Origin of the sequence: Cupriavidus sp. H18C2, assembly GCF_049393795.1 — a bacterium.
In the GTDB taxonomy this organism is placed as follows: domain Bacteria; phylum Pseudomonadota; class Gammaproteobacteria; order Burkholderiales; family Burkholderiaceae; genus Cupriavidus; species Cupriavidus pauculus_C.
On record NZ_CP186011.1, the window covers coordinates 1,698,286 to 1,718,070 of the forward strand.

The 19,785-nt window shown below is 69.6% G+C and carries 18 protein-coding genes; 12 read left to right on the top strand and 6 right to left on the bottom strand.

Annotated features, from left to right (window positions below; all coding sequences use genetic code 11):
* Positions 1-101 precede the first annotated feature (101 nt).
* The gene (locus EPAKOI_RS24215) at positions 102-1,679 is read left to right on the top strand and encodes an EAL domain-containing protein (protein WP_423193934.1); all 1,578 of its coding nucleotides are present in this window, start codon (positions 102-104) and stop codon (positions 1,677-1,679) included.
* Between the two features lie 310 nt (positions 1,680-1,989).
* Positions 1,990-4,044: a putative bifunctional diguanylate cyclase/phosphodiesterase gene (locus EPAKOI_RS24220; protein ID WP_423193935.1), complete on the top strand. Its 2,055-nt coding sequence runs from the start codon at positions 1,990-1,992 to the stop codon at positions 4,042-4,044.
* A gap of 66 nt (positions 4,045-4,110) precedes the next feature.
* On the opposite strand, the gene EPAKOI_RS24225 is transcribed toward EPAKOI_RS24220, so the two are convergent.
* Entirely contained in the window at positions 4,111-4,239 is a 129-nt protein-coding gene (locus EPAKOI_RS24225) for a hypothetical protein (protein WP_301337493.1), read from the bottom strand.
* 244 nt (positions 4,240-4,483) lie between these two features.
* Between EPAKOI_RS24225 and EPAKOI_RS24230 the strand changes: the two genes are divergently transcribed.
* Positions 4,484-5,737, top strand: coding sequence for an Hsp70 family protein (locus EPAKOI_RS24230; RefSeq protein WP_313839208.1), 1,254 nt, complete (start codon positions 4,484-4,486; stop codon positions 5,735-5,737).
* Between the two features lie 21 nt (positions 5,738-5,758).
* Here EPAKOI_RS24230 and EPAKOI_RS24235 read toward each other — a convergent pair whose 3' ends face one another.
* The 3 genes from EPAKOI_RS24235 to EPAKOI_RS24245 all read right to left on the bottom strand — a co-directional run bounded on the left by EPAKOI_RS24235 (position 5,759) and on the right by EPAKOI_RS24245 (position 7,502).
* Complete coding sequence (locus EPAKOI_RS24235) at positions 5,759-6,160, bottom strand: cupin domain-containing protein (RefSeq protein ID WP_313839085.1); 402 nt, start codon at positions 6,158-6,160, stop codon at positions 5,759-5,761.
* A 140-nt stretch (positions 6,161-6,300) separates the two neighbouring features.
* The gene (locus EPAKOI_RS24240) at positions 6,301-6,882 is read right to left on the bottom strand and encodes a response regulator transcription factor (RefSeq protein ID WP_423194569.1); all 582 of its coding nucleotides are present in this window, start codon (positions 6,880-6,882) and stop codon (positions 6,301-6,303) included.
* A gap of 392 nt (positions 6,883-7,274) precedes the next feature.
* On the bottom strand, positions 7,275-7,502 hold the full coding sequence (locus EPAKOI_RS24245) for a hypothetical protein (RefSeq protein ID WP_423193936.1): 228 nt from the start codon (positions 7,500-7,502) through the stop codon (positions 7,275-7,277).
* Between EPAKOI_RS24245 and EPAKOI_RS24250 the strand changes: the two genes are divergently transcribed.
* The 9 genes from EPAKOI_RS24250 (at position 7,501) to poxB (ending at position 18,397) form a co-directional block, all read left to right on the top strand.
* Positions 7,501-8,490, top strand: a complete 990-nt coding sequence (locus EPAKOI_RS24250) for an alpha/beta fold hydrolase (protein ID WP_423193937.1) — start codon at positions 7,501-7,503, stop codon at positions 8,488-8,490. The genes EPAKOI_RS24245 and EPAKOI_RS24250 overlap by 2 nt on opposite strands.
* A gap of 86 nt (positions 8,491-8,576) precedes the next feature.
* Complete coding sequence (locus EPAKOI_RS24255; protein WP_216644005.1) at positions 8,577-10,448, top strand: amidohydrolase; 1,872 nt, start codon at positions 8,577-8,579, stop codon at positions 10,446-10,448.
* A 413-nt stretch (positions 10,449-10,861) separates the two neighbouring features.
* Positions 10,862-12,033, top strand: a protein-coding gene (locus tag EPAKOI_RS24260) for an IS3 family transposase (RefSeq protein ID WP_423192497.1) whose coding sequence is annotated in 2 segments (ribosomal slippage) — positions 10,862-11,129 and positions 11,129-12,033 — 1,173 coding nt in all. Because the reading frame shifts where the segments join, the coding sequence is not laid out codon by codon here.
* 533 nt (positions 12,034-12,566) lie between these two features.
* On the top strand, positions 12,567-12,983 hold the full coding sequence (locus EPAKOI_RS24265) for a DoxX family protein (protein ID WP_124685595.1): 417 nt from the start codon (positions 12,567-12,569) through the stop codon (positions 12,981-12,983).
* On the top strand, positions 12,980-14,590 hold the full coding sequence (locus EPAKOI_RS24270) for an MFS transporter (RefSeq protein ID WP_124685596.1): 1,611 nt from the start codon (positions 12,980-12,982) through the stop codon (positions 14,588-14,590). The genes EPAKOI_RS24265 and EPAKOI_RS24270 overlap by 4 nt, the downstream gene beginning before the upstream one ends.
* A gap of 28 nt (positions 14,591-14,618) precedes the next feature.
* A complete protein-coding gene (locus EPAKOI_RS24275) occupies positions 14,619-14,897 on the top strand; it encodes a XapX domain-containing protein (RefSeq protein ID WP_313839077.1) in 279 nt (92 codons plus the stop codon).
* Positions 14,881-16,002, top strand: coding sequence for a porin (locus EPAKOI_RS24280; protein WP_423193938.1), 1,122 nt, complete (start codon positions 14,881-14,883; stop codon positions 16,000-16,002). The genes EPAKOI_RS24275 and EPAKOI_RS24280 overlap by 17 nt, the downstream gene beginning before the upstream one ends.
* 160 nt (positions 16,003-16,162) lie before the next feature.
* Positions 16,163-16,537 carry a response regulator transcription factor gene (locus tag EPAKOI_RS24285; RefSeq protein ID WP_124685599.1) on the top strand — a complete coding sequence of 125 codons (375 nt, stop codon included), beginning with the start codon at positions 16,163-16,165 and terminating at the stop codon, positions 16,535-16,537.
* 129 nt (positions 16,538-16,666) lie between these two features.
* The gene (gene poxB, locus EPAKOI_RS24290; RefSeq protein ID WP_423193939.1) at positions 16,667-18,397 is read left to right on the top strand and encodes a ubiquinone-dependent pyruvate dehydrogenase; all 1,731 of its coding nucleotides are present in this window, start codon (positions 16,667-16,669) and stop codon (positions 18,395-18,397) included.
* A gap of 15 nt (positions 18,398-18,412) precedes the next feature.
* Here the strand turns inward: poxB and EPAKOI_RS24295 are convergent, their stop codons facing one another.
* Positions 18,413-19,105: a response regulator transcription factor gene (locus tag EPAKOI_RS24295; protein ID WP_423193940.1), complete on the bottom strand. Its 693-nt coding sequence runs from the start codon at positions 19,103-19,105 to the stop codon at positions 18,413-18,415.
* 201 nt (positions 19,106-19,306) lie between these two features.
* Positions 19,307-19,546 (bottom strand): hypothetical protein, encoded by a 240-nt coding sequence (locus EPAKOI_RS24300; protein ID WP_124685602.1) that lies wholly within the window; start codon positions 19,544-19,546, stop codon positions 19,307-19,309.
* Positions 19,547-19,785 lie beyond the last annotated feature (239 nt).

The following is a 19,785-nucleotide window of genomic DNA, read 5'->3' on the forward strand; positions in this document are numbered from 1 at the left end:
AGCCCGGCCGGCCGCGCCGGCGTCTGGTTGCCCTGGCAGTATCGGATCTGGCAGCGATATCGTTCTGCTATCCTGCGTCGCACTGTTCACGGCTCTTCTCCATGACGCGGCGCCTCTGGCTCTTCATGTTCTGTGTGGTGGCGCTGGGCGTCTGCGGCCCGGTGGCACTGACCACGTGGCTGTCGCGGGAATTCGCCGAGCAGCTTTTCCGCCAGCGCGTGGACCGCTTCACCGAGCGCGCGCTCCAGCGCGTGGAAGTGGTGGCGCGCGACGCCATCCTGGCCGCCCGGCAGGCCGACCGCTTTGCCGGCGCCCCCTGCAGCCCCGCGCACCTGGAAGCCATGCGCGAGGCCGATCTCCAGCACCGCTACGCCCGCCAGATCACCTATCTCGACGACGAACAGCTACTGTGCGCGTCGTCGTCGTTTCCGGGCGCCCTGCGCAGCATCGAGGGCCAGCGCCGGCCCTGGGTGGCGCTGCCGCAATTGGCGGCCGCCTACCGCGTGGATGCCGCCGGCCAGCCGCCGCGCATGGTCCAGTTCCGCGTGGGCCGCCACGTGGCCGTGGTCGACGCCCAGTTCTTCATCGACATCGTGCCGCTCGACACCCAGATCCGGCTGGGCCTGATCGACGCGCACACGGGCCACGTGCTGGCGTCGTGGAACGGTACCGATCCGGGCACGCTGGCGCACGCCTGGGCCAGCCAGCTCGACGGCCAGGTGCGGCAGGGCCAGTACCTCGACGTCAAGGCGTCGCGCGGGCTGCCGTTCGCGGTGGTGGCCTACGAGCCCGTCAACGAGGTGGCCGGCACCTGGCGGCGGCTGCTCTACGTAGGGCTGCCGCTGGGCCTGGCGGTCAGCGCCATCGCCACCTGGCTGATGCTGCGCTGGGGCCGCGGGCTGCGCAGCCCGCGCTACGTGCTGCAGGACGCCATCCGCCGCAAGGAATTCTTCGCGGTCTACCAGCCCGTGATGGCGCTGGACGACGGCCGCTGCGTGGGCGCCGAGGCGCTGGTCCGCTGGCGGCTGCCGGACGGGTCCATCGTGCTGCCGGACCGCTTTATCCCGATGGCCGAGGAAGTGGGCGCCATCCACGCCATCACGCGCTGCATGATCGACGCCGTGGTGGCTGACCTGGGCGAGCAGATGGCGGCCAACCCGGCGCTGCACGTGTCGATCAACCTGTCGCCTGACGATTTCCGCGCGCCGGACACGCTGCCCGCCATCGACGCCGCGCTGCGCCGCGCCGGCATCCGCCCGGCGCAGCTCTGGATCGAGGTCACCGAGCGCGGCTTTGCCAACGACGCGGCCTGCCGCGAGACCATCGCCGCGTTCCGGCGCGCCGGGCACCCGATCTACATCGACGACTTCGGCACCGGCTATGCGAGCCTGGCCTACCTGGAAGACCTGGACGTGGACGGGCTCAAGATCGACAAGGCGTTCGTCGGCGCGATCACCACCGACGGGCCGTCGCGGTCGGTGGGGCCGCACATCATCGGCATGGCGCGCGCGCTGGACATCCGCATGGTGGCCGAGGGCATCGAGACCGACGCCCAGCGCCTGGCGCTGCGCCAGCGCGGCGTGCAGTACGGCCAGGGGTGGCTGTTCGGCAAAGCCATGCCGGTGGCCGATTTCCTGGCCTTCTGGCAGGCGCACGCGCGCGCGGCGGTGCCCGCCTGACGCTTGCACGCCACGCGGGCTCGCGCGGTTTGGTCCTATACTCGCCGTTTCCATGCCCCTGCGCCCCACGCGAAAGAAGCGAACGACCATGCGTTAAGCCATCAACCTGACGGAACGACGGTTCCGCCCTGCCGGCCTTCGGGGACATGCCGGCCCGGCGGACTTGCACCACGGTTCCTGATCCTGGCGCCGCCGGCACCGATCGCGCGGCACAGCGAACACATCAGAACAAGCAGCGGGAACCGGACTATTCAGGACGCGGAAGACCGCCCGCCGGCGTGGCCGGACGGGTGGCGGTGAGCATGAACCGATGAAAACAACGCATAGCGCGCGGGGGAAGGCGTTCCACGCCATGCGCGCCGAGGCGGGCACCGTGGCGGCCCTGGACGCCACGCAGGCCCGGCTGACCCGGCACGACCAGTTGCTGGCGGTGCGCCGCACCGTGCGGCTGTCGATCCCGATCAACATCATCCTGGGCCTGTGCGTGCTGGCCGTGTCGTGGCACGCGGGGCGCGGCGCCATCGCGCTGGGCTGGTTCCTGGTGTCGCTGGTCTGGAACACGCTGCGCATCCGGCTGTGCGGGCTGCCGGTGTCGCGGGTGCCCGCCGGGCTGGGCCACGACGACGCGCGGCTGCCCCGCACCGTCGCCCGCCACCTGCGCCTGCACTGCACGCTGGCGCTGCTGTCCGGCCTGACCTGGGCCGCCATTCCGCTGCTCTGCGACGGCTACACGTCGGCCCAGTCGCTGTTCTATCTCACCGTGGTCTGTGGCATCACGGCCGGCGCGGTCACGCACGGCTTTGCCTACGCGCGGATTCCGCTCTGCTTCATCACGCCGCCGCTGCTGTCGGCAGCCGCGTGCCTGGTCTGGTTCGGCAACTTCGACAAGTACTGGCTGGCCGGCACGACCGTGCTGTACCTGGCCGCGCTGGTGCGCTGCACGCTGGAGAGCGAACGGCAGATCCGGCAGTCGATCCAGCTGAAGAACGAGGCCACGGCACTGCAGGACGCGCTGCGCATTGCCCACGACGACGCCGTGAACCGCGCCGACGAGATGTGGACGCTGGCCAGCCTGGACCCGCTCACCGGCCTGCTCAGCCGCAGCGGCTTCTTCGACCGCGCCAACAAACGCTTTGCCAACGGCCTGTCTGGCCGCCACTGCCTGCTGCTACTGGACCTGGACGGCTTCAAGCTGATCAACGACGCCTTTGGCCACAAGGCCGGCGACGGCGTGCTGCGCGAGGTGGCGCGGCGGCTGGAGGCCGTGGGTGGGCCGAACATGCTGGTCGGGCGCATGGGCGGCGACGAGTTCATGATGCTCTACGACCCGTTCGACGCCAGCGACTGCCCGTCGGCGCTGGCCGCGCGGCTGATCGCGGCGGTGCGCCGCCCGCTGGAGGGCTACGAGTTCTGCCAGGTCGGCGTCAGCGTGGGCATCTGCCGGGGCCCCGATATCAGCCTGGACGACATGCTGCTGTTTGCCGATGCCGCGCTCTACGCGGCCAAGCGCATCGGCCGCAACAGCCATTACGTGTTCGACGACGAGCTGCACCGCCACCTGCAGATGCAGCGCGACATCGAGCGCGACCTGCCCCGCGCGCTGGCCGACGACACGCTCGAAGTCTGGTTCCAGCCGATCTTTGGCGATGGCGGCACGCAGGTGCGCAGCCTGGAGGCGCTGATCCGCTGGAAGCACGCGCGGCACGGCTGGGTGCCGCCGCCCGAGCTGGTGTCGGTGGCGGCGGCGTCGGGCCTGTCCGAGGCGCTGCTGCGCGCGACGCTGTCCAAGATCTGCCGGCTCTCCACGGCGCTGCACGCCGGGGGCGGCCGGCGCATTCCAATCGCGATCAATCTCTCGCCGCGCGAGATGGCGCAGGTGGACGTCGACCGTCTGCTGCTGTCCACGCTGGAGTCATGCAAGCTCGAACCGGGCCTGCTGACCGTGGAAATCACCGAGGAAGTGGCGCTAGACGTGGTGGCCGTGCAGGGCAAGCTCGCCAACATGGCGCGCGCCGGCGTGGCCATCGCGCTGGACGACTTTGGCGTGGGCTACTCGGGGCTGGGCGCGCTGCGCCAGCTTGGCGCGGCCTGCGTGAAGGTGGATCGCAGCTTCATCACCGGCATCGCGGGCTCCGCGCGCAGCCAGGACCTGATGCGCGCGGTGCTGAACCTGGGCCGCTCGTTCGGCTTCGAGGTGGTGGCCGAGGGCGTGGAGCACGAGGCCGACCGCCAGGCGCTGATCGACATCGGCTGCCACACGATGCAGGGCTACCTGCTGGCGCGGCCGATGCCCGAGGCAGACCTGCTGGCGTGGCTGCGCACGCGCGATGCGCCCGCGCCCGTGCCGCCGGCCGCGCTGGCATGAGCGGTCAGCCGCCGCCTGCGGGCATGCAAAAGGGGCCGTCGTGGCGGCCCCTTGGCGTGCGTGGCGTCAGCGGAGCAGGTTGAACGTCAGCACGTTGAATGCCAGCCCCAGGGCGATGGCGCCGCCGAGTGTCTCCAGCGCGGCCAGCGCCACCAGTTCGCGGAAAATGCGTGTCTCGTCCTGCTTGGTCACCATGGTATTGTCTCCAGTCGGTTTTCCAAACGGCCAGCCGGTGGTGTCGCATCGGCCGGTCACACTGCAACCTGCACCTTCAGTAGACTGCAACCCCGGGGTGGCGAACAGTTGGCACAAACCCGCATGGGGTGATCCCCGATGACCGACGCCCCGCGGGGAAAACCCCTACAATAGCCACCCGCGCACGGCCACCCGACACCCGCGCCGCGCGCGTCTCCGCTGCCCCCTGAATCCCTGTATGTCCATGATCTCCAACGCTTGCGGCGTCGACTTCGGCACGTCCAATTCCACCGTCGGCTGGCTGCGCCCCGGCGCGCCCACGCTGCTGCCGCTGGAAGACGGCAAGGCCACGCTGCCCTCCGTGCTCTTCTTCCACGCCGAAGACCCGCTGGTCAGCTACGGCCGCGCCGCGCTGGCCGACTACCTGGCCGGCTACGAGGGCCGCATGATGCGGTCGATCAAGAGCCTGCTCGGCACGTCGATGATGGACGACAGCACCGAGGTGATGGGCCAGGCCATGCCGTTCCGCAAGCTGCTGGCGCATTTCATCGGCGAGCTGAAGGGCCGCGCCGAGCGCGCCGCCGGCCGCGAATTCCATGCGGCGGTGCTGGGCCGGCCGGTGCATTTCATCGACGAGGACGCCCAGGCCGACCAGCTGGCCGAGGACACGCTGGCCGAGATCGCGCGCGACGCGGGCTTTCGGGACATCGCGTTCCAGTACGAGCCGATTGCCGCGGCGTTCGACTACGAGGCCGGCATCGGTGGCGAGGAACTGGTGCTGGTGGCCGATATCGGCGGCGGCACGTCGGACTTCTCGCTGGTGCGGCTGTCGCCGGAGCGCGCGAAGAAGCTGGACCGCCGCGAGGACATCCTGGCCAATGGCGGCGTGCACATCGGCGGCACCGATTTCGACCGCGCGCTGAGCCTGGCGAGCGTGATGCCGCTGCTGGGGCTGAACAGCCAGCTGCGCAACGGCAAGGCGATGCCGTCGGGCCAGTACTTCGACCTGGCCAGCTGGCACACGATCAACCTGGTCTACACGCGCAAGGCGTGGGCCATCGTGATGGACAACTACCGCGACGCGGCCGAGACCGAGAAGCTCGACCGCCTGATCCGGCTGATCAAGGACCGCGCCGGCCACTGGCTGGCCATCCAGGTGGAGGCGGCCAAGATCGCGCTGTCGGCCGACCCGCGCACCACGCTGGACCTGGGCCGCATCGCGCCGGACACCACGCTGGACATCACGCGCGACGACTTCGACCGGTCCATCGACAAGCTAGTGGCCAGGACGGCCAGCACCGTGCAGGGCATGCTGAAGACGGCCGGCGTGGCCGCCGACAGCGTCGACACGATCCTGTTCACGGGCGGCTCCAGCAGCGTGCCGATGCTGCGCGAGCAGCTGGCGCGGCTGCTGCCGGCCGCGCGGCGCGTGGAAGGCGACCTGTTCGGCGGCATCGGCTCGGGCCTGGCGCTGGACGCCGCCCGCAAGTTCGGCTGAGGCGCGCGGCGCCCCGGCCCGTTACTTCTTCAGCACCACCAGCGGCGCCCCGGTCTTGACGATGTAGGTGGCCAGCTCCGACGCCTTGCCGGTGCCCACGTTGCGCGCCGAATGCGCGACGCCATCGGGAATGAACAGCGACTCGCCAGCCTTCAGCGTGACGGGCGGGCGGCCTTCGAGCCGGTATTCCAGCGAGCCTTCGACCACGTAGGCAATCTCCTCACCCGGGTGCGTGTGCGCCGGGGCAAACGCGCCCGGGTCGAAATCCACGCGCACCTGCACGGTCTGGTGGCCGGGCACCGAAATCGGCTGCTGCACAAGATCGGTGCGATGGATGCCGGGCGCCTGGGCATGCGCGGCGGACAGTTGCAGCCCCGCGCCCAGCATCAGCAGCGCGGCGGTCATCAGGCGAATCGGTTTCATGGCGGGCTCCTTGGTACGGTATGTGGTGGAGCCCCCATTTCAGGGCCGCCGTGTATCGGCGGGATATCCGGCGCGCGGCGGTCTTGTCAGCCACTGTGGCCTGGCGGCCTGCGGATACATTGGGATACGAAGCGGGCGGGCTACTGGTCTGCCTGGCACAGCCCGATCTGCTGCGCCATCAGCACCAGGTCGGCAAACGTGCGCGCGTGCATCTTGCGCATGGCCTGGCCGCGATGGATCTTGACGGTGACCTCGCTGATGCCGATCTCGCTGGCAATCTGCTTGTTCAGCAGCCCCGAGACGGCCTTGCCCATGACCTCGGCCTCGCGCGGCGTCAGCGTGGCGTAGTGCGCGCGGATGTCCTGCAGCCGGCGCAGCCCGCGGCGGCGGTGCCGGTCCTTCTGCAGCGCGGCGGACACCGCATCGAGCAGGTCCTGCTCGCGCAACGGCTTGGCCATGAAGTCCTCGGCCCCGGCCTTCATCGCCGTGACCGTCATCGCAATGTCGCCGTGGCCCGTCATGAAGATGATGGGGATGCGCACGCCCATCTGCGCCAGCCGGCCTTGCAGGTCCAGCCCGCTCGGGCCGCGCAGCCGCACGTCCAGCACCAGGCAGCACGGCGTGTCCGGCAGCGGAAATTCCAGCAGCTCGGCCGCCGAGCCGAACAGCGCCACGCGCATGCCCACGGAGCGGAACAGGTTGCCCAGCGCGGCCCGCAGCATGGCGTCGTCGTCCACCACCAGCACCAGCGCGTCGGCGTTGTCGCCGGGGCCGGCCGGGTCTGCGTTCTGCGATGTCACGACGGGACTCTCCAAGGTGCCCTGTGGGCGGATTGCGGATGGATGGCGGGATGCGCGGCGGGCCGGCCGGCGATGGCCGCCCCGGTCCGCCCCGCATTTCAGCACAGCCCCCGCGGCTGCGCCACCCATACCAATTGATGAGTGGACAACGCGCATCGCGCCGCCGGCGCGCACCGCATCCGCCCGACTAATACCAAGTGCGTAGGGCCGCCGCGCGGCCGCTGCGCGCCATGGACAGCCCCGTGCCGCCACCCGCCGGCCACGGCCACCCCCGGCTAATACGATCAGCCAATGGTTGCCCGCGCACGCCGCGTCTAGTCTTGCGGCGGGTTGCGCCGTGCGCGCGCACGGCCGCCCGCCGATCCCCCGCCCAACGGCGCTTCAATTTTTTTGATGAACTCGTGCAGGACGGGTGCCGCGAACAGCGCATCCGCCCCGCTAAAGTTCCATCCATCGCAGCGCCAGACGGCGAACCCGGCCAGCGCCGGCGGGATCACCAAATCAAACAAACTGAATACACCTTTAGCCAGGAGAAGTCTCATGTCGAACCTCGCCCCCCAGCCTTCCGCCGAACAACCGGACGCCTCGCGCCGCAAGCTGCTGGTTGGCAGCACCGTGGGTGCCGCCGCCGCGTCGGTGGCCTCGATGGCCGCGCTGGCCCCCGCCGCCGCCGAAGCCGCGCCCGCCGCCGGCCGCCCGGGCAAGCAGGGCAGCTACGTGACGACCCGGGACGGCACGCGCATCTTCTACAAGGACTGGGGCTCGGGCCGCCCGGTGGTGTTCTCGCACGGCTGGCCGCTCGATGCCGACGCCTGGGACGCCCAGATGCTGTTCCTGGTGCAGAAGGGCTTCCGCGTGATCGCCCACGACCGCCGTGGCCATGGCCGCTCGGACCAGCCGGCGCAGGGCAACGACATGAACACCTACGCCGACGACCTGGCCGCCGTGCTGGACGCGCTGGACATCAAGGGCGCCACGCTGGTGGGCCACTCGACCGGTGGCGGCGAAGTGGCCCGCTACATCGGCCGCCATGGCACGAAGCGCGTGGCCAAGGCCGTGCTGATCGGCGCCGTGCCGCCGACGATGGCCAAGAGCGCCGCCTACCCGAACGGCCTGCCGCTCGAAGTGTTCGACAACATCCGCAAGGGCGTGGCCGAGAACCGCTCGCAGTTCTACAAGGACCTGGCCACGCCGTTCTTCGGCTTCAACCGTCCGAACGCCAAGGTCTCGCAGGGCACCATCGACGCCTTCTGGGCGCAGGGCATGGCTGGGGGCATCCTGGGCCAGTACCTGTGCATCAAGGAGTTCTCGGAAGTGGACTACACGGCCGACCTGAAGAAGATCGACGTGCCCACGCTGATCCTGCACGGTGACGACGACCAGATCGTGCCGATCGACAATGCGGGCAAGCTGTCGGCCAAGATCGTCAAGAACGCCACGCTGAAGGTGTACCCGGGTGCGTCGCACGGCATGTGCGTGATCAACGCCGACCAGGTCAACGCAGACCTGCTGGCCTTCCTGAACGCCTGAGCGCCGCAGCCATGTCAGTGACCCGCCGGCAATTCATCGCCTCGGCCGCCGCCCTCGGCGCGGCCGCCTCTTCGGAGCTTTTCGCCATGTCGCCAAACCCGACACCCGACCTCATCCTCGTCAACGGCAAGTTTGCCACCCTGGACCGGGCCAACCCCCAGGCCGACGCCGTGGCCATCCAGGACGGCCGCTTCCTCGCCGTGGGCACCCGCGACGAGGTCATGAAGCTGGCCGCGGCCGGCACCCGGGTCATCGACCTGAACGGCCGGCGGGCCATTCCCGGGCTGATCGACAGCCACATGCACATCATCCGCGGTGGCCTGAACTACAACATGGAGCTGCGCTGGGACGGCGTGCGCTCGCTGGCCGACGCCATGCGCATGCTCAAGGACCAGGTAGCCCGCACGCCGGCCCCGCAGTGGGTGCGCGTGGTGGGCGGCTTCACCGAGCACCAGTTCGTCGAGAAGCGCCTGCCGACCATCGAGGAACTGAACGCCGTGGCGCCGGACACGCCCGTGTTCATCCTGCACCTGTACGACCGCGCCATCCTGAACGGCGCCGCGCTGCGCGCCGTGGGCTACAACAAGGACACGCCGAATCCGCCGGGCGGCGAGATCATCCGCGACGCCCGCGGCAACCCCACCGGGCTGCTGCTGGCGAAGCCCAACGCCACCATCCTCTACGCCACGCTGGCCAAGGGCCCGAAGCTGCCGCCCGAGTACCAGAAGAACTCCACGCGCCATTTCATGCGCGAGGTGAACCGGCTGGGCGTGACCGGCGTGATCGACGCCGGCGGCGGCTACCAGAACTACCCCGAGGACTACAACATCATCGAGGAGCTGCACAAGGACGGCCAGCTCACGGTGCGCCTGGCGTACAACCTGTTCACGCAGAAGCCCAAGGAGGAACTGGCCGACTTCAAGACCTGGACGTCCACGGTCAAGCCGGGCCAGGGCGACGACCTGTACCGCCACAACGGCGCCGGCGAGATGCTGGTCTACACGGCCGCCGACTTCGAGGACTTCCGCGTCGAGCGCCCGGACATGCCGCCGTCGATGGAGGCCGACCTGGAGCCCGTGATCCGCCTGCTGGCCGAAAAGCGCTGGCCGTGGCGCCTGCACGCAACCTACGACGAGACCATCACCCGCGCGCTGAACGTCTACGAGAAGGTGGCCAAGGACGTGCCGTTCAACGGCCTGAACTGGTTCTTCGACCACGCCGAGACGATCTCCGACCGCAACATCGACCGCATCGCGGCACTGGGCGGCGGCATCGCCGTGCAGCACCGCATGGCCTACCAGGGCGAATACTTCGTCGAGCGCTACGGCGCCAAGGCGGCCGAAGCCACGCCGCCGATCAAGAAGATGCTGGAAAAGGGCGTGAAGGTGGGCGCCGGCACCGACGCGACGCGCGTGGCGTCGTACAACCCGTGGGTGTCGCTGTACTGGCTGACCACCGGCAAGACCGTCGGCGGCATGTCGATGTATCCGCAAGCCAACCTGCTGGACCGCGAGACCGCGCTGCGGCTGTGGACCGAGGCCAACACGTGGTTCTCGTCCGAGGAAGGCAAGAAGGGCCAGATCAAGGCCGGCCAGCTGGCCGACCTGGCCGTGCTGTCCGCCGACTACTTCAGCGTGCCCGGCGACGACATCCAGGACATCACGTCGGTCATGACCGTGCTGGGCGGCAAGGTGGTCTACGGCGACAACGAGTTCGGCAAGCACTCGCCCGACATCCCGCCGGCCATGCCCGACTGGTCTCCCGCCCGCCACGGCAGCCAGTACCAGCCGCGCCCGACCGCCCAGGCCAGGCAGCTCGCGATGAACACCGCCTGCGGCTGCGCCAGCTCGTGCGGCGTCCACGGCCACGCGCACGCCAAGGCGTGGACGTCGAGCGTGCCGACATCGGACGAAAGCAGCTTCTGGGGCGCGCTCGGGTGTTCTTGCTGGGCGTTCTGAGGCTGGCTGATGGTTTGACAAGCGCTGAGCTTGACCGACCGATTGTTGTCTCCCTCTCCCGCATGGCGGGAGAGGGGTCGGGGGAGAGGGCCGGTGGCTCGCGGTGCTGGTATCGGCAATTTGCACCGCTTGCCCTCACCCCCAGCCCCTCTCCCGCGCGCGGGAGAGGGGAGCAGGCCCGGCGTGATTGATACACCTGAGCTTGACCGGCCGATTTTTGTCTCCCCTCTCCCGCACGGCGGGAGAGGGGTCGGGGGAGAGGGCTGGTGGCTCGCGGTGCTGGTATCGGCAATTTGCACCGCTTGCCCTCACCCCCAGCCCCTCTCCCGCGTGCGGGAGAGGGGAGTGTAGTGGTCCAATTTCCTCAGACAGGTCGATAGGTGGAAAATCACGATCGACGAGGAAAGGACGACATGACAAAGCAACGTCGCAAGTTCGACGCCAGCTTCAAGCTGGAGGTGGTCCGGATGATCCGGGACCAGGGGCTTTCGGTGGCCGAGGTCTGCCACACGATGGCCATTGGCGAGACGGCCGTGCGGCGCTGGCTGGCGCAGTACGACGCGGAACTGGCCGGCGGCAAGGGCATTGGCCGGCCGCTGACGCCCGAGCAGCAGCGCATCCGCCAGCTGGAGGAAGAGAACCGCCGCCTGAAGGAGGACAACCTGATCCTAAAAAAGGCATCGGCCTTCTTCGCCCGCGAGCTGAAGTGATCTATCACGCAGTCAGCGCGCTGGAGAAGGAGGCCGTGGCGGTCAGCCGTGCCTGTCGGGTACTGGGAGCGAGTCGCGCGGGTTACTACGCGCACCGGCGCGGCCGGCCGGTCAACGTGGAGCGCAACCGGCAGCAGATCCACGTACGGGCGGCATTCGAGGCGAGCGGGCGCACCTACGGCAGCCGGCGCGTAGCACGGGATCTGGGCAGACAAGGCGTGAAGATCGGGCGCTATCGGGCGCGCACGCTGATGCGCCAGGCCGATCTGCGTCCGGTCTGGAAGCGCAAGTTCGTGGCGACGACCAACAGCCGGCACGACCGGCCGGTGGCGCCGAACGTGCTGGGCCGGCAGTTCAGTCCGGTGCAGCCCAACCAGGCCTGGGCGGCGGATATTACCTACGTCCGCACGGCCGAGGGCTGGCTGTATGTGGCGGTGGTGCTGGACCTGTATTCGCGCAAGGTAGTGGGATGGGCCATGGCAGCGGCCATGCCTGCATCGCTGGTGGTCACGGCGTTGAGGATGGCGATCCAGCAGCGCAATCCGTCACCGGGCCTGATCGTGCATTCGGATCGGGGCAGCCAGTACGCGAGCGAGGAATACCGGGGCTTGCTGGGACGCCACGGCCTCATTTGCAGCATGAGCCGGCTGGGCGATTGTTGGGACAATGCGGTGGCCGAGCGCTTCTTCCTGAACCTGAAGATGGAGCGCATCTGGCAAAGGCGCTACGTCGACCGGGCTGAAGCCCGGCGCGACATTACGCAGTACATCGTCGGCTTCTATAACCCGGTGCGATTGCACTCGACACTGGGATATGAGTCGCCGCAGGAGTTTGAGGACAAGTTCAAACGCCAGACAACCTTAATACCTGTCTGAAAAAACTTGACCACTACAGAGCAGGCCCGGCGTGTTTGACAACACCTGAGCTTGTCCGGCCCATTGTTGTCTCCCCTCTCCCGCACGGCGGGAGAGGGGTCGGGGGAGAGGGCTGGCGGCTCGCGGTGCTGGTATCGGCAATTTGCACTGCTTGCCCTCACCCCCAGCCCCTCTCCCGCTTGCGGGAGAGGGGAGCAAACCCGGCGGTGTATTGAAACCGCCAAGCTACGATCACCCATTGTTGTCTCCCCTCTCCCGCATGGCGGGAGAGGGGTCGGGGGAGAGGGCCGGCGGCTCGCGGTGCTGGTATCGGCAATTTGCACCGCTTGCCCTCTCCCCCAGCCCCTCTCCCGCTTGCGGGAGAGGGGAGCAGGCCCGGCGGTGTATTGAAACCGCCAAGCTGCGATCACCCATTGTTGTCTCCCCTCTCCCGCACAGCGGGAGAGGGGCCGGGGGTGAGGGCCAGCGTCTCACATGCTGACCCCCGCAACCCGCCCCACCCCCAACCCGTTTTTCTTTTCCGGAGACCCGCCATGCAAGTTTCTTCCTCATCGCCGACGGCAGCCGGCGCCAGCACGGGCTGGTTGCGCTGGATTGCCCTGCTGCTGCTTTGCGCGGCCTATCTGCAGGGCGGGCTCGTCAAGCTGTTCGATTTCCCCGGTGCCGTGGCCGAGATGCAGCACTTCGGGCTGGCGCCTGCCGTGCCGCTGGCGGCGGCGACCATTGCGCTGGAGCTGGCCGCGCCGGCCATGATCCTGCTGGGCGTGTATCGCTGGCTTGGCGCGCTGGCGCTGGCGGCCTTCACGCTGGCGGCCACGTTCATGGCCAACCGGTTCTGGAGCGCGCCGCCCGAGGCGCAGTTCATGCTGATGAATGCGTTCTTCGAGCACCTGGGCCTCGTCGGCGGCTTCCTGCTGGTGGCCTGGCACGACCTGCGGAGCCGGCCATGACGCAGGCCGCTACCTCCGCCAAACCCGCCGGCTCGTTCGCGCCGCTGGCGCAGCCGACCTTCGCCGTGCTTTGGGCGGCCACCATCCTGGGCAACATCGGCAGCTTCATGCGCGACGTGGCCAGCGCGTGGCTGGCCACCGACCTGTCGACGTCGCCCGCCGCCGTGGCGACCATCCAGGCCGCGGCCACGCTGCCGGTCTTTCTGCTGGCGATTCCGGCCGGCGTGCTGTCCGACATCCTGGACCGCCGCCGCTTCCTGATCGTGATCCAGGTGGCGCTGGCCGCCGTCAGCGGCACGCTGGCGTTCCTGGCATGGCAGGACGGCCTGACCATTGAAATCCTGATCGCACTGGCCTTTGCCGGCGGCATCGGCGCGGCGATGATGGGCCCGACATGGCAGTCGATCGTTCCCGAACTGGTGCCGCCCAGCACGCTGCGGCAGGCCGTGGCGCTGAACGCGCTGGGCGTGAATATCGCCCGTGCCATCGGGCCGGCCACGGGCGGCCTGCTGCTGGCCGCGTTCGGCGCGGCGGCCACCTATGGCGTGGACCTGCTCAGCTACGTGTTCGTGATTGCCGCGCTGATCTGGTGGAAGCGGCCGGCGCAGCCGACCGACCCGCTGCGCGAGCATTTCTTCAGCGCCTTCCGCGCCGGCCTGCGCTTCACGCGGGCGCACGGCAAGCTCCATATCGTGCTGCTGCGCGCGGCCGTGCATTTCGCGTTCGGCAGCAGCGTCTGGGCGCTGCTGCCCCTGGTGGCCAAGCAACTGCTGCACGGCGGCGCGGGCCTGTACGGGGTGCTGCTGGGCGCCGTGGGCGCCGGGGCCATCCTTGGCGCGCTGACGATGCCGATGCTGCAGAAGCGGCTCGATGGCGACGGCGTGGTGCTGGCATCGGCCATCGCCACGGCGGCGGTCATGGCCGGGCTGTCGTTCGCCCCGCCGGTCTGGCTGGCGCTGCCGCTGCTGCTGGTGCTGGGTGCGGCGTGGATCCTGGCGCTGACCACGCTGGGTGGCGCCGCGCAGGCCATCCTGCCGAACTGGGTGCGGGGCCGTGCGCTGGCCGTCTACCAGATGGTCTTCAACGGCGCGCTGGCCGGCGGCAGCCTGCTGTGGGGCTTTGTCGCGCAGGCCATGGGCACGCCGCACGCGCTGCTGATCGCGGCGGGCGGGCTGGTGGTGGCCGCGCTGCTGCTGCACCGCATCCGCCTGCCGCGTGGCGAGGAAGACCTGGGTCCGGCCCGCCACTGGCCCGAGCCCGAGATGGCCGACGCCATCGGCCACGACCGCGGCCCGGTGATGATCCTGATCGAGTACTGCATTCCGGCCGCCAACCGTGACGCCTTCCTGCGCGCCGTGCACCGGCTGTCCGAAGAACGGCTGCGCGACGGCGCGTTCAGCTGGGGCGTGATGGAGGACCCGGCCAACCCCGAGCTGCTGACCGAGTGGTTCCTGGTGGAATCGTGGGCCGAACACCTGCGCCAGCACCGCCGCGTGCCCAACGCCGACGCCGACCTGCAGCGCGACGTGGCCGGCTTCCACGTCGCCAGCGAGCCGCCACGCGTGCGCCACCTGCTGGGCGTGGGGCTGCCGCCGGCATCGCGCTGACCCTTTTCCGACATAGCGAGAACCAACCATGAAGATCTACCTTGTTTCCCTGGGCGCCGGCGTGCTGGTCGGCGTCATCTACGCCCTGCTGCAGGTGCGCTCGCCCGCGCCGCCCGCCGTGGCGCTGCTGGGCCTGCTGGGCATGCTGATCGGCGAGCAGGTCGTGCCACCCATCAAGCGCATGATCGCCGGCGAGCCGGTCAGCGTGGCATGGTTCCACGCCGAGTGCGTGCCGAAGATCACCGGCACGCCGGGTCCGCTGGTGGCAGCCAACGACAAGAAGGCGGGCGATGCGTCGACGCACTGAAGCATCCACGCGCGGGCGCGTCGGCGTACCCCTCGCGCTGGCCGCGGCCAGCCTGGCATCGACGCCCGCGCTGGCCGGCACCGTCACCGTCTACGGCCGCCTGAACACCGCCATCGAATACTCGCGGGCCAGCGCGGCCACCGACGGCACGTCGCTGGGCAGCGTGGTGCGGCAGACCAACAACCGCTCGGTATGGGGCCTGCGCGGCGAGGAGGAACTGGGCGGCTCGCTGAAGGCGCTCTGGCAGATCGAGAGCAACCTGTCGGTCGACAACGGCCAGGGCGGCATTGCCACGCGCAATTCCCGGATCGGGCTGCAGGGCGACTACGGGCTGCTGTTCATGGGCCACTGGCACACGCCGTACACCGAGTCGACCATGGCGTACGACCCGTACTACCCGACGACGGCCGGCTACATGGCGCTGATCGGCAACGGGTCCACGTCGACCTCCGACAACGTGCAGGACACCAGTTCGTTCGACCGGCGCCAGAAGAACATCGTGCAGTACCGCTCGCCGCAGCTTGCCGGCGTCAGCGCGTGGCTGGGCTGGGGGCTGCCCGAGGAAAAGACCACGGTGGCGCGCAACCCCGCGCTGTACTCGGCCGCGGTGGTCTACGACAAGGGCCCGCTGAACGCGACCGTGGCGTACGAGATCCACCAGCACTACCAGGCGGCCGGCCGCAACGACGACGCGCTGAAGGTGGGCGTGGCGTACCAGCTATTCAAGGGCACGCGGATCTCGGCGCTGTACGAGCACCTGCACTACCGCACCGACAGCGGCGACCTGCAGCGCAACGGCTACTACGCGTCGCTGGTGCAGCAGCTTGGGCCGGGCAGCCTGCGGGTGGGCTTTGCGCTGGCGGCCAACGGCACGGGGTCGTCGACCGATACGGTCGGCTTCTTCCGTAGCGGCGCGGAAACCGGCGCCACGCAGTTCACGGTGGGCTACGACTACCCGCTGTCCCGGCGCACGGCGCTGTTTGCGTACTACAGCCGCATCCAGAACCGGCGCAACGCGGTCTACGACTTCGCCATCAACGAGCTGGGGGTGAACGCCGGGGCCGATCCGCAGACCTTCGCTCTGGGCATGCGGCACAACTTCTGATCCCGGTGCACGCTCGGCGCGTCACTGATACGTTGGTATCGGCGGCGCGCCGTGTCGGCGGGGCGCTGACAATACCACCGTATGATATGGGCCGCGTCCGGGCGCGATTATGCTGCGGGGCTGGCGGTGCCGCGCGTCGCCCCACTACAGAGGAACCTGATTGACTGCCACCCCCGTGATCGCCATCGTCGACGACGACGCTTCCGTCCGGCAAGCCATGGGGCGGCTGGTGCGCTCGCTGGACATGGCCGCCGAGCTGTACGACGGCGGGCCCGGGCTGCTGGCGTCCCCGTCGCTGGCCGGCATCGACTGCGTGATCACCGACGTCCAGATGCCCGCGATGAACGGCTTTGCGCTCTGCAACGCACTGCGGGCCGGCGACCACCGCATGCCCGTGATCTTCATGACCGCGTTCGTGTGGGACGGCTACGCCCAGCGCGCCCGCGACGCCGGCGCCACCTGCTTCCTGACCAAGCCGTTCCACGACACCGAGATCATCGCCTGCATCGAGCACGCGCTGCGCGGGCCCGGCTAGCCACGCCGTGCGAATCCGGAACGCCGCGCGCCGGGGCGGAACCCGTGCCCGCCGGCGCGGCGTAGCCTGTGGAATCTTTCGCCGCCGCGCGAATCCCACAGGCATCCCCAACCGGACAAGGAGCACAGCATGGCCACGGAGAACGCAGCCGACCTGATTACCTCGGTGCTACATGGCGTGGGCGTCCGCCGCATCTACGGCGTCGTCGGCGACAGCCTCAACGGGCTGACCGAATCGCTGCGCCGGCGCGGCGACATCGACTGGATCCACACGCGGCACGAGGAAACGGCAGCGTTCGCGGCCGGCGCCGAGGCGCACCTGACCGGCGAACTGGCGGTCTGCGCCGGCAGCTGCGGGCCGGGCAACCTGCACCTGATCAACGGGCTGTTCGACTGCCACCGCTCGCGCGTGCCGGTGCTGGCCATCGCCGCCCACATTCCCAGCGCCGAGATCGGCCGCAACTACTTCCAGGAAACGCACCCCGAGCAACTGTTCCGCGAATGCAGCCACTACTGCGAACTGGTGAGCAGCGTGGAGCAGTTGCCGGGCGTGCTGGAAACGGCCATCCGCACCGCCGTGGGCCGCCGCGGCGTGGCCGTGATCGTGATTCCGGGCGACGTGGCGCTGCGCGCGGCCACGGCCGCGCTGTCGGCACCGGCGTCGATGGCGCTGCCGGCGCCCGTGGTGGTGCCCGACGCCGCGTCGCTCGACGCGCTGGCGCACCTGCTGCGCGACAGCCGCCGCACGACGCTGCTGTGCGGGCGCGGCTGCGCCGGCGCGCACGACCAGGTGGTGCGGCTGGCCGAGACGCTGAAGGCGCCGGTCGTCCACGCGCTGGGCGGCAAGGAGTACATCGAGTACGACAACCCGTACGACGTCGGCATGACCGGCCTGATCGGCTTCAGCTCCGGCTACCACGCGATGCAGAACTGCGACACGCTGGTCATGCTCGGCACCGACTTTCCCTACCGGCAGTTCTATCCCGCCGACGCCCGCGTGGTGCAGGTGGACGTGCGGCCCGAGAACCTGGGTCGCCGCACGCGGCTGGACCTGGGCCTGGTGGGTGACGTGGCCGCCACGCTCGACGCGCTGCAGCCGCGCCTGGCGCCGCAGGCCGACACCGCCCACCTGGACGCCAGCGTGCGCCACTACCGCGAGGCCCGCCAGCAGCTTGACGACCTGGCCACCGGCGACAGCGGCCGCAAGCCCATCCATCCGCAATACCTGGCGCGACTGCTCAGCGAGCAGGCCGACGAGGATGCCGTCTTCACGTTCGACGTGGGCACGCCGACGATCTGGGCCGCGCGCTACCTGCGCATGAACGGCCGGCGGCGGCTGATCGGGTCGCTGGCCCATGGCTCGATGGCGAACGCGCTGCCGCAGGCCATCGGCGCGCAAGCCGCGTTTCCGGACCGGCAGGTGATAAGCCTGTCTGGCGACGGCGGCTTTGCAATGCTGATGGGCGATTTCCTGACGCTGGTGCAGCAGGGGCTGCCGGTAAAGGTGGTGATCTTCAACAACAGCGTGCTGGGCTTTGTGGCGCTGGAGATGAAGGCGTCCGGCCTGCTGGAGACCGGCACGTCGCTGCAGAACCCCGATTTCGCGGCCATGGCGCGCGCCGTGGGCGTGCACGCCCAGCGCGTGGAAGACCCGCTGCTGCTGCCCGAGGCCGTGGCGATGATGCTGGCGCACGACGGCCCCGCGCTGCTCGACGTGGTGACCAACACGCAGGAACTGGCGATGCCGCCCGCGCTGAAGGCCGAGCAGGTCAAGGGGTTCAGCCTGTGGGCGCTGAAGGCGGTCATGAACGGCCGCGCGGACGAACTGGTGGAACTGGCGAAGACCAACCTGCTGCGATAGGCGGGAGCCGCCGGGTCAGTCGCCGGCGGCGGTCGCGCCGGCGCGTCGGGCGCGGGGCGTCACCAGCCCCAGCGCCTGGGCCATCAGGATCAGGTCGGCAAACGTGCGCGCGGCCATCTTGCGCATGGCCTGCCCCCGGTAGATCTTGACCGTGGCCTGGCTGATGCCCAGTTCATCGGCCACTTCCTTGTTCATCAGGCCGTGCACCAGCAGCTTCATGACCTCCTGCTCGCGGCCGGTCAGCGCGCCAAAGCGCTCGCGGAGCTGCTGGGTCTGGGAACGCGCCTGGCGGCGCAGGCGGTCGCGCTGCAGCGCCTCGTTCACGGCGTCCAGCAGGTCCTGCTCGCGGAAGGGCTTGGCGATGAAGTTGACGGCGCCGGCCTTCATGGCCGCCACGGTCATCGGCACGTCGCCGTAGCCGGTGATGAACACGATGGAAGCGGTGCGGCCGGCCAGGTTCAGGTGGCTCTGCAGGTCCAGCCCGCTGGCGCCACGCAGCCGCACATCCAGCACGATGCAGGTGGGCTGGTCCGGAAAGCCGTGGGCCAGCAGTTCCTCGCCCGAGGCGAACGCCAGGCTGGCCAGCCCCACCGAGCGGAACAGGCCCGACAGCGCACGCCGCACGTCGTCGTCATCGTCCACGACGAGCACGAGCCCGTCGGCGGCGTCTTCGGCCGGTTCGCGCAACATGGCGGCACTGCTGGTCATCTGGCTCTCACTCTGCATTCAGGGGCACCGCGCCGGGGCGCGGTCGGGACGGACCATGCACGACCCGATGGCCGACATTGCACGAGGATGCGCTGGATTTGCCGGCAACGGCCGCAAACCGGCATCGTTCCGCCCGATGCGAAGCGGGATTATCGGCGCTTTCCGCGAGATTGCCAACGACGGCGGGCCGGTCAGGCCGCCCTAGACGGCCTCCAGCGCCCGGCTCAGCGTGTAGGCGGTGCGCACCGCCACGTCGAACGACCGGTCGCAGGCCAGCTCGCGCCCGGCCACGGTGATGTGCCACCAGTCTCGGGTGCGCTCGCAGCTCAGGCGGTGCTCCTCCATCTGGTCCGAAAACCAGCGCCACAACCGCGCGTCCTGGCTCGACGCGGACGCCGCCGCGCGCAGCCGGACCATTTCGAGGCCATTCGATTGGTTCATGTGCTTTCTCCCCGGAGCCAACGCCCGCGTGCCCCGTGAGCACATGGTAGGCAGGCGGGGCGCATGTGTGCATCGCCCGTTGGTTCGACCGCCGTAGCGCGTCGGCGTGGCAGTGTCATACCAAAGTCGTATCGCGGCGGCGGCGCCGGGGCCCGCCCGCCACCCCGCCCCGGCCGCCCTTTTTGTATCGGCGTGCCCCAGCGGGGCGGCCAAATACATTGCGATACAAAACCGGGCCA

Coding starts and splice junctions, on each gene's coding strand:
- EPAKOI_RS24215 (WP_423193934.1), top strand. CDS start 102: ATGACGCGGCGCCTCTGGCTCTTCATGTTCTGTGTGGTGGCGCTGGGC.
- EPAKOI_RS24220 (WP_423193935.1), top strand. CDS start 1,990: ATGAAAACAACGCATAGCGCGCGGGGGAAGGCGTTCCACGCCATGCGC.
- EPAKOI_RS24225 (WP_301337493.1), bottom strand. CDS start 4,239: ATGGTGACCAAGCAGGACGAGACACGCATTTTCCGCGAACTGGTGGCG.
- EPAKOI_RS24230 (WP_313839208.1), top strand. CDS start 4,484: ATGATCTCCAACGCTTGCGGCGTCGACTTCGGCACGTCCAATTCCACC.
- EPAKOI_RS24235 (WP_313839085.1), bottom strand. CDS start 6,160: ATGAAACCGATTCGCCTGATGACCGCCGCGCTGCTGATGCTGGGCGCG.
- EPAKOI_RS24240 (WP_423194569.1), bottom strand. CDS start 6,882: ATGCTGCGGGCCGCGCTGGGCAACCTGTTCCGCTCCGTGGGCATGCGC.
- EPAKOI_RS24250 (WP_423193937.1), top strand. CDS start 7,501: ATGTCGAACCTCGCCCCCCAGCCTTCCGCCGAACAACCGGACGCCTCG.
- EPAKOI_RS24245 (WP_423193936.1), bottom strand. CDS start 7,502: ATGAGACTTCTCCTGGCTAAAGGTGTATTCAGTTTGTTTGATTTGGTG.
- EPAKOI_RS24255 (WP_216644005.1), top strand. CDS start 8,577: ATGTCGCCAAACCCGACACCCGACCTCATCCTCGTCAACGGCAAGTTT.
- EPAKOI_RS24265 (WP_124685595.1), top strand. CDS start 12,567: ATGCAAGTTTCTTCCTCATCGCCGACGGCAGCCGGCGCCAGCACGGGC.
- EPAKOI_RS24270 (WP_124685596.1), top strand. CDS start 12,980: ATGACGCAGGCCGCTACCTCCGCCAAACCCGCCGGCTCGTTCGCGCCG.
- EPAKOI_RS24275 (WP_313839077.1), top strand. CDS start 14,619: ATGAAGATCTACCTTGTTTCCCTGGGCGCCGGCGTGCTGGTCGGCGTC.
- EPAKOI_RS24280 (WP_423193938.1), top strand. CDS start 14,881: ATGCGTCGACGCACTGAAGCATCCACGCGCGGGCGCGTCGGCGTACCC.
- poxB (WP_423193939.1), top strand. CDS start 16,667: ATGGCCACGGAGAACGCAGCCGACCTGATTACCTCGGTGCTACATGGC.
- EPAKOI_RS24295 (WP_423193940.1), bottom strand. CDS start 19,105: ATGACCAGCAGTGCCGCCATGTTGCGCGAACCGGCCGAAGACGCCGCC.
- EPAKOI_RS24300 (WP_124685602.1), bottom strand. CDS start 19,546: ATGAACCAATCGAATGGCCTCGAAATGGTCCGGCTGCGCGCGGCGGCG.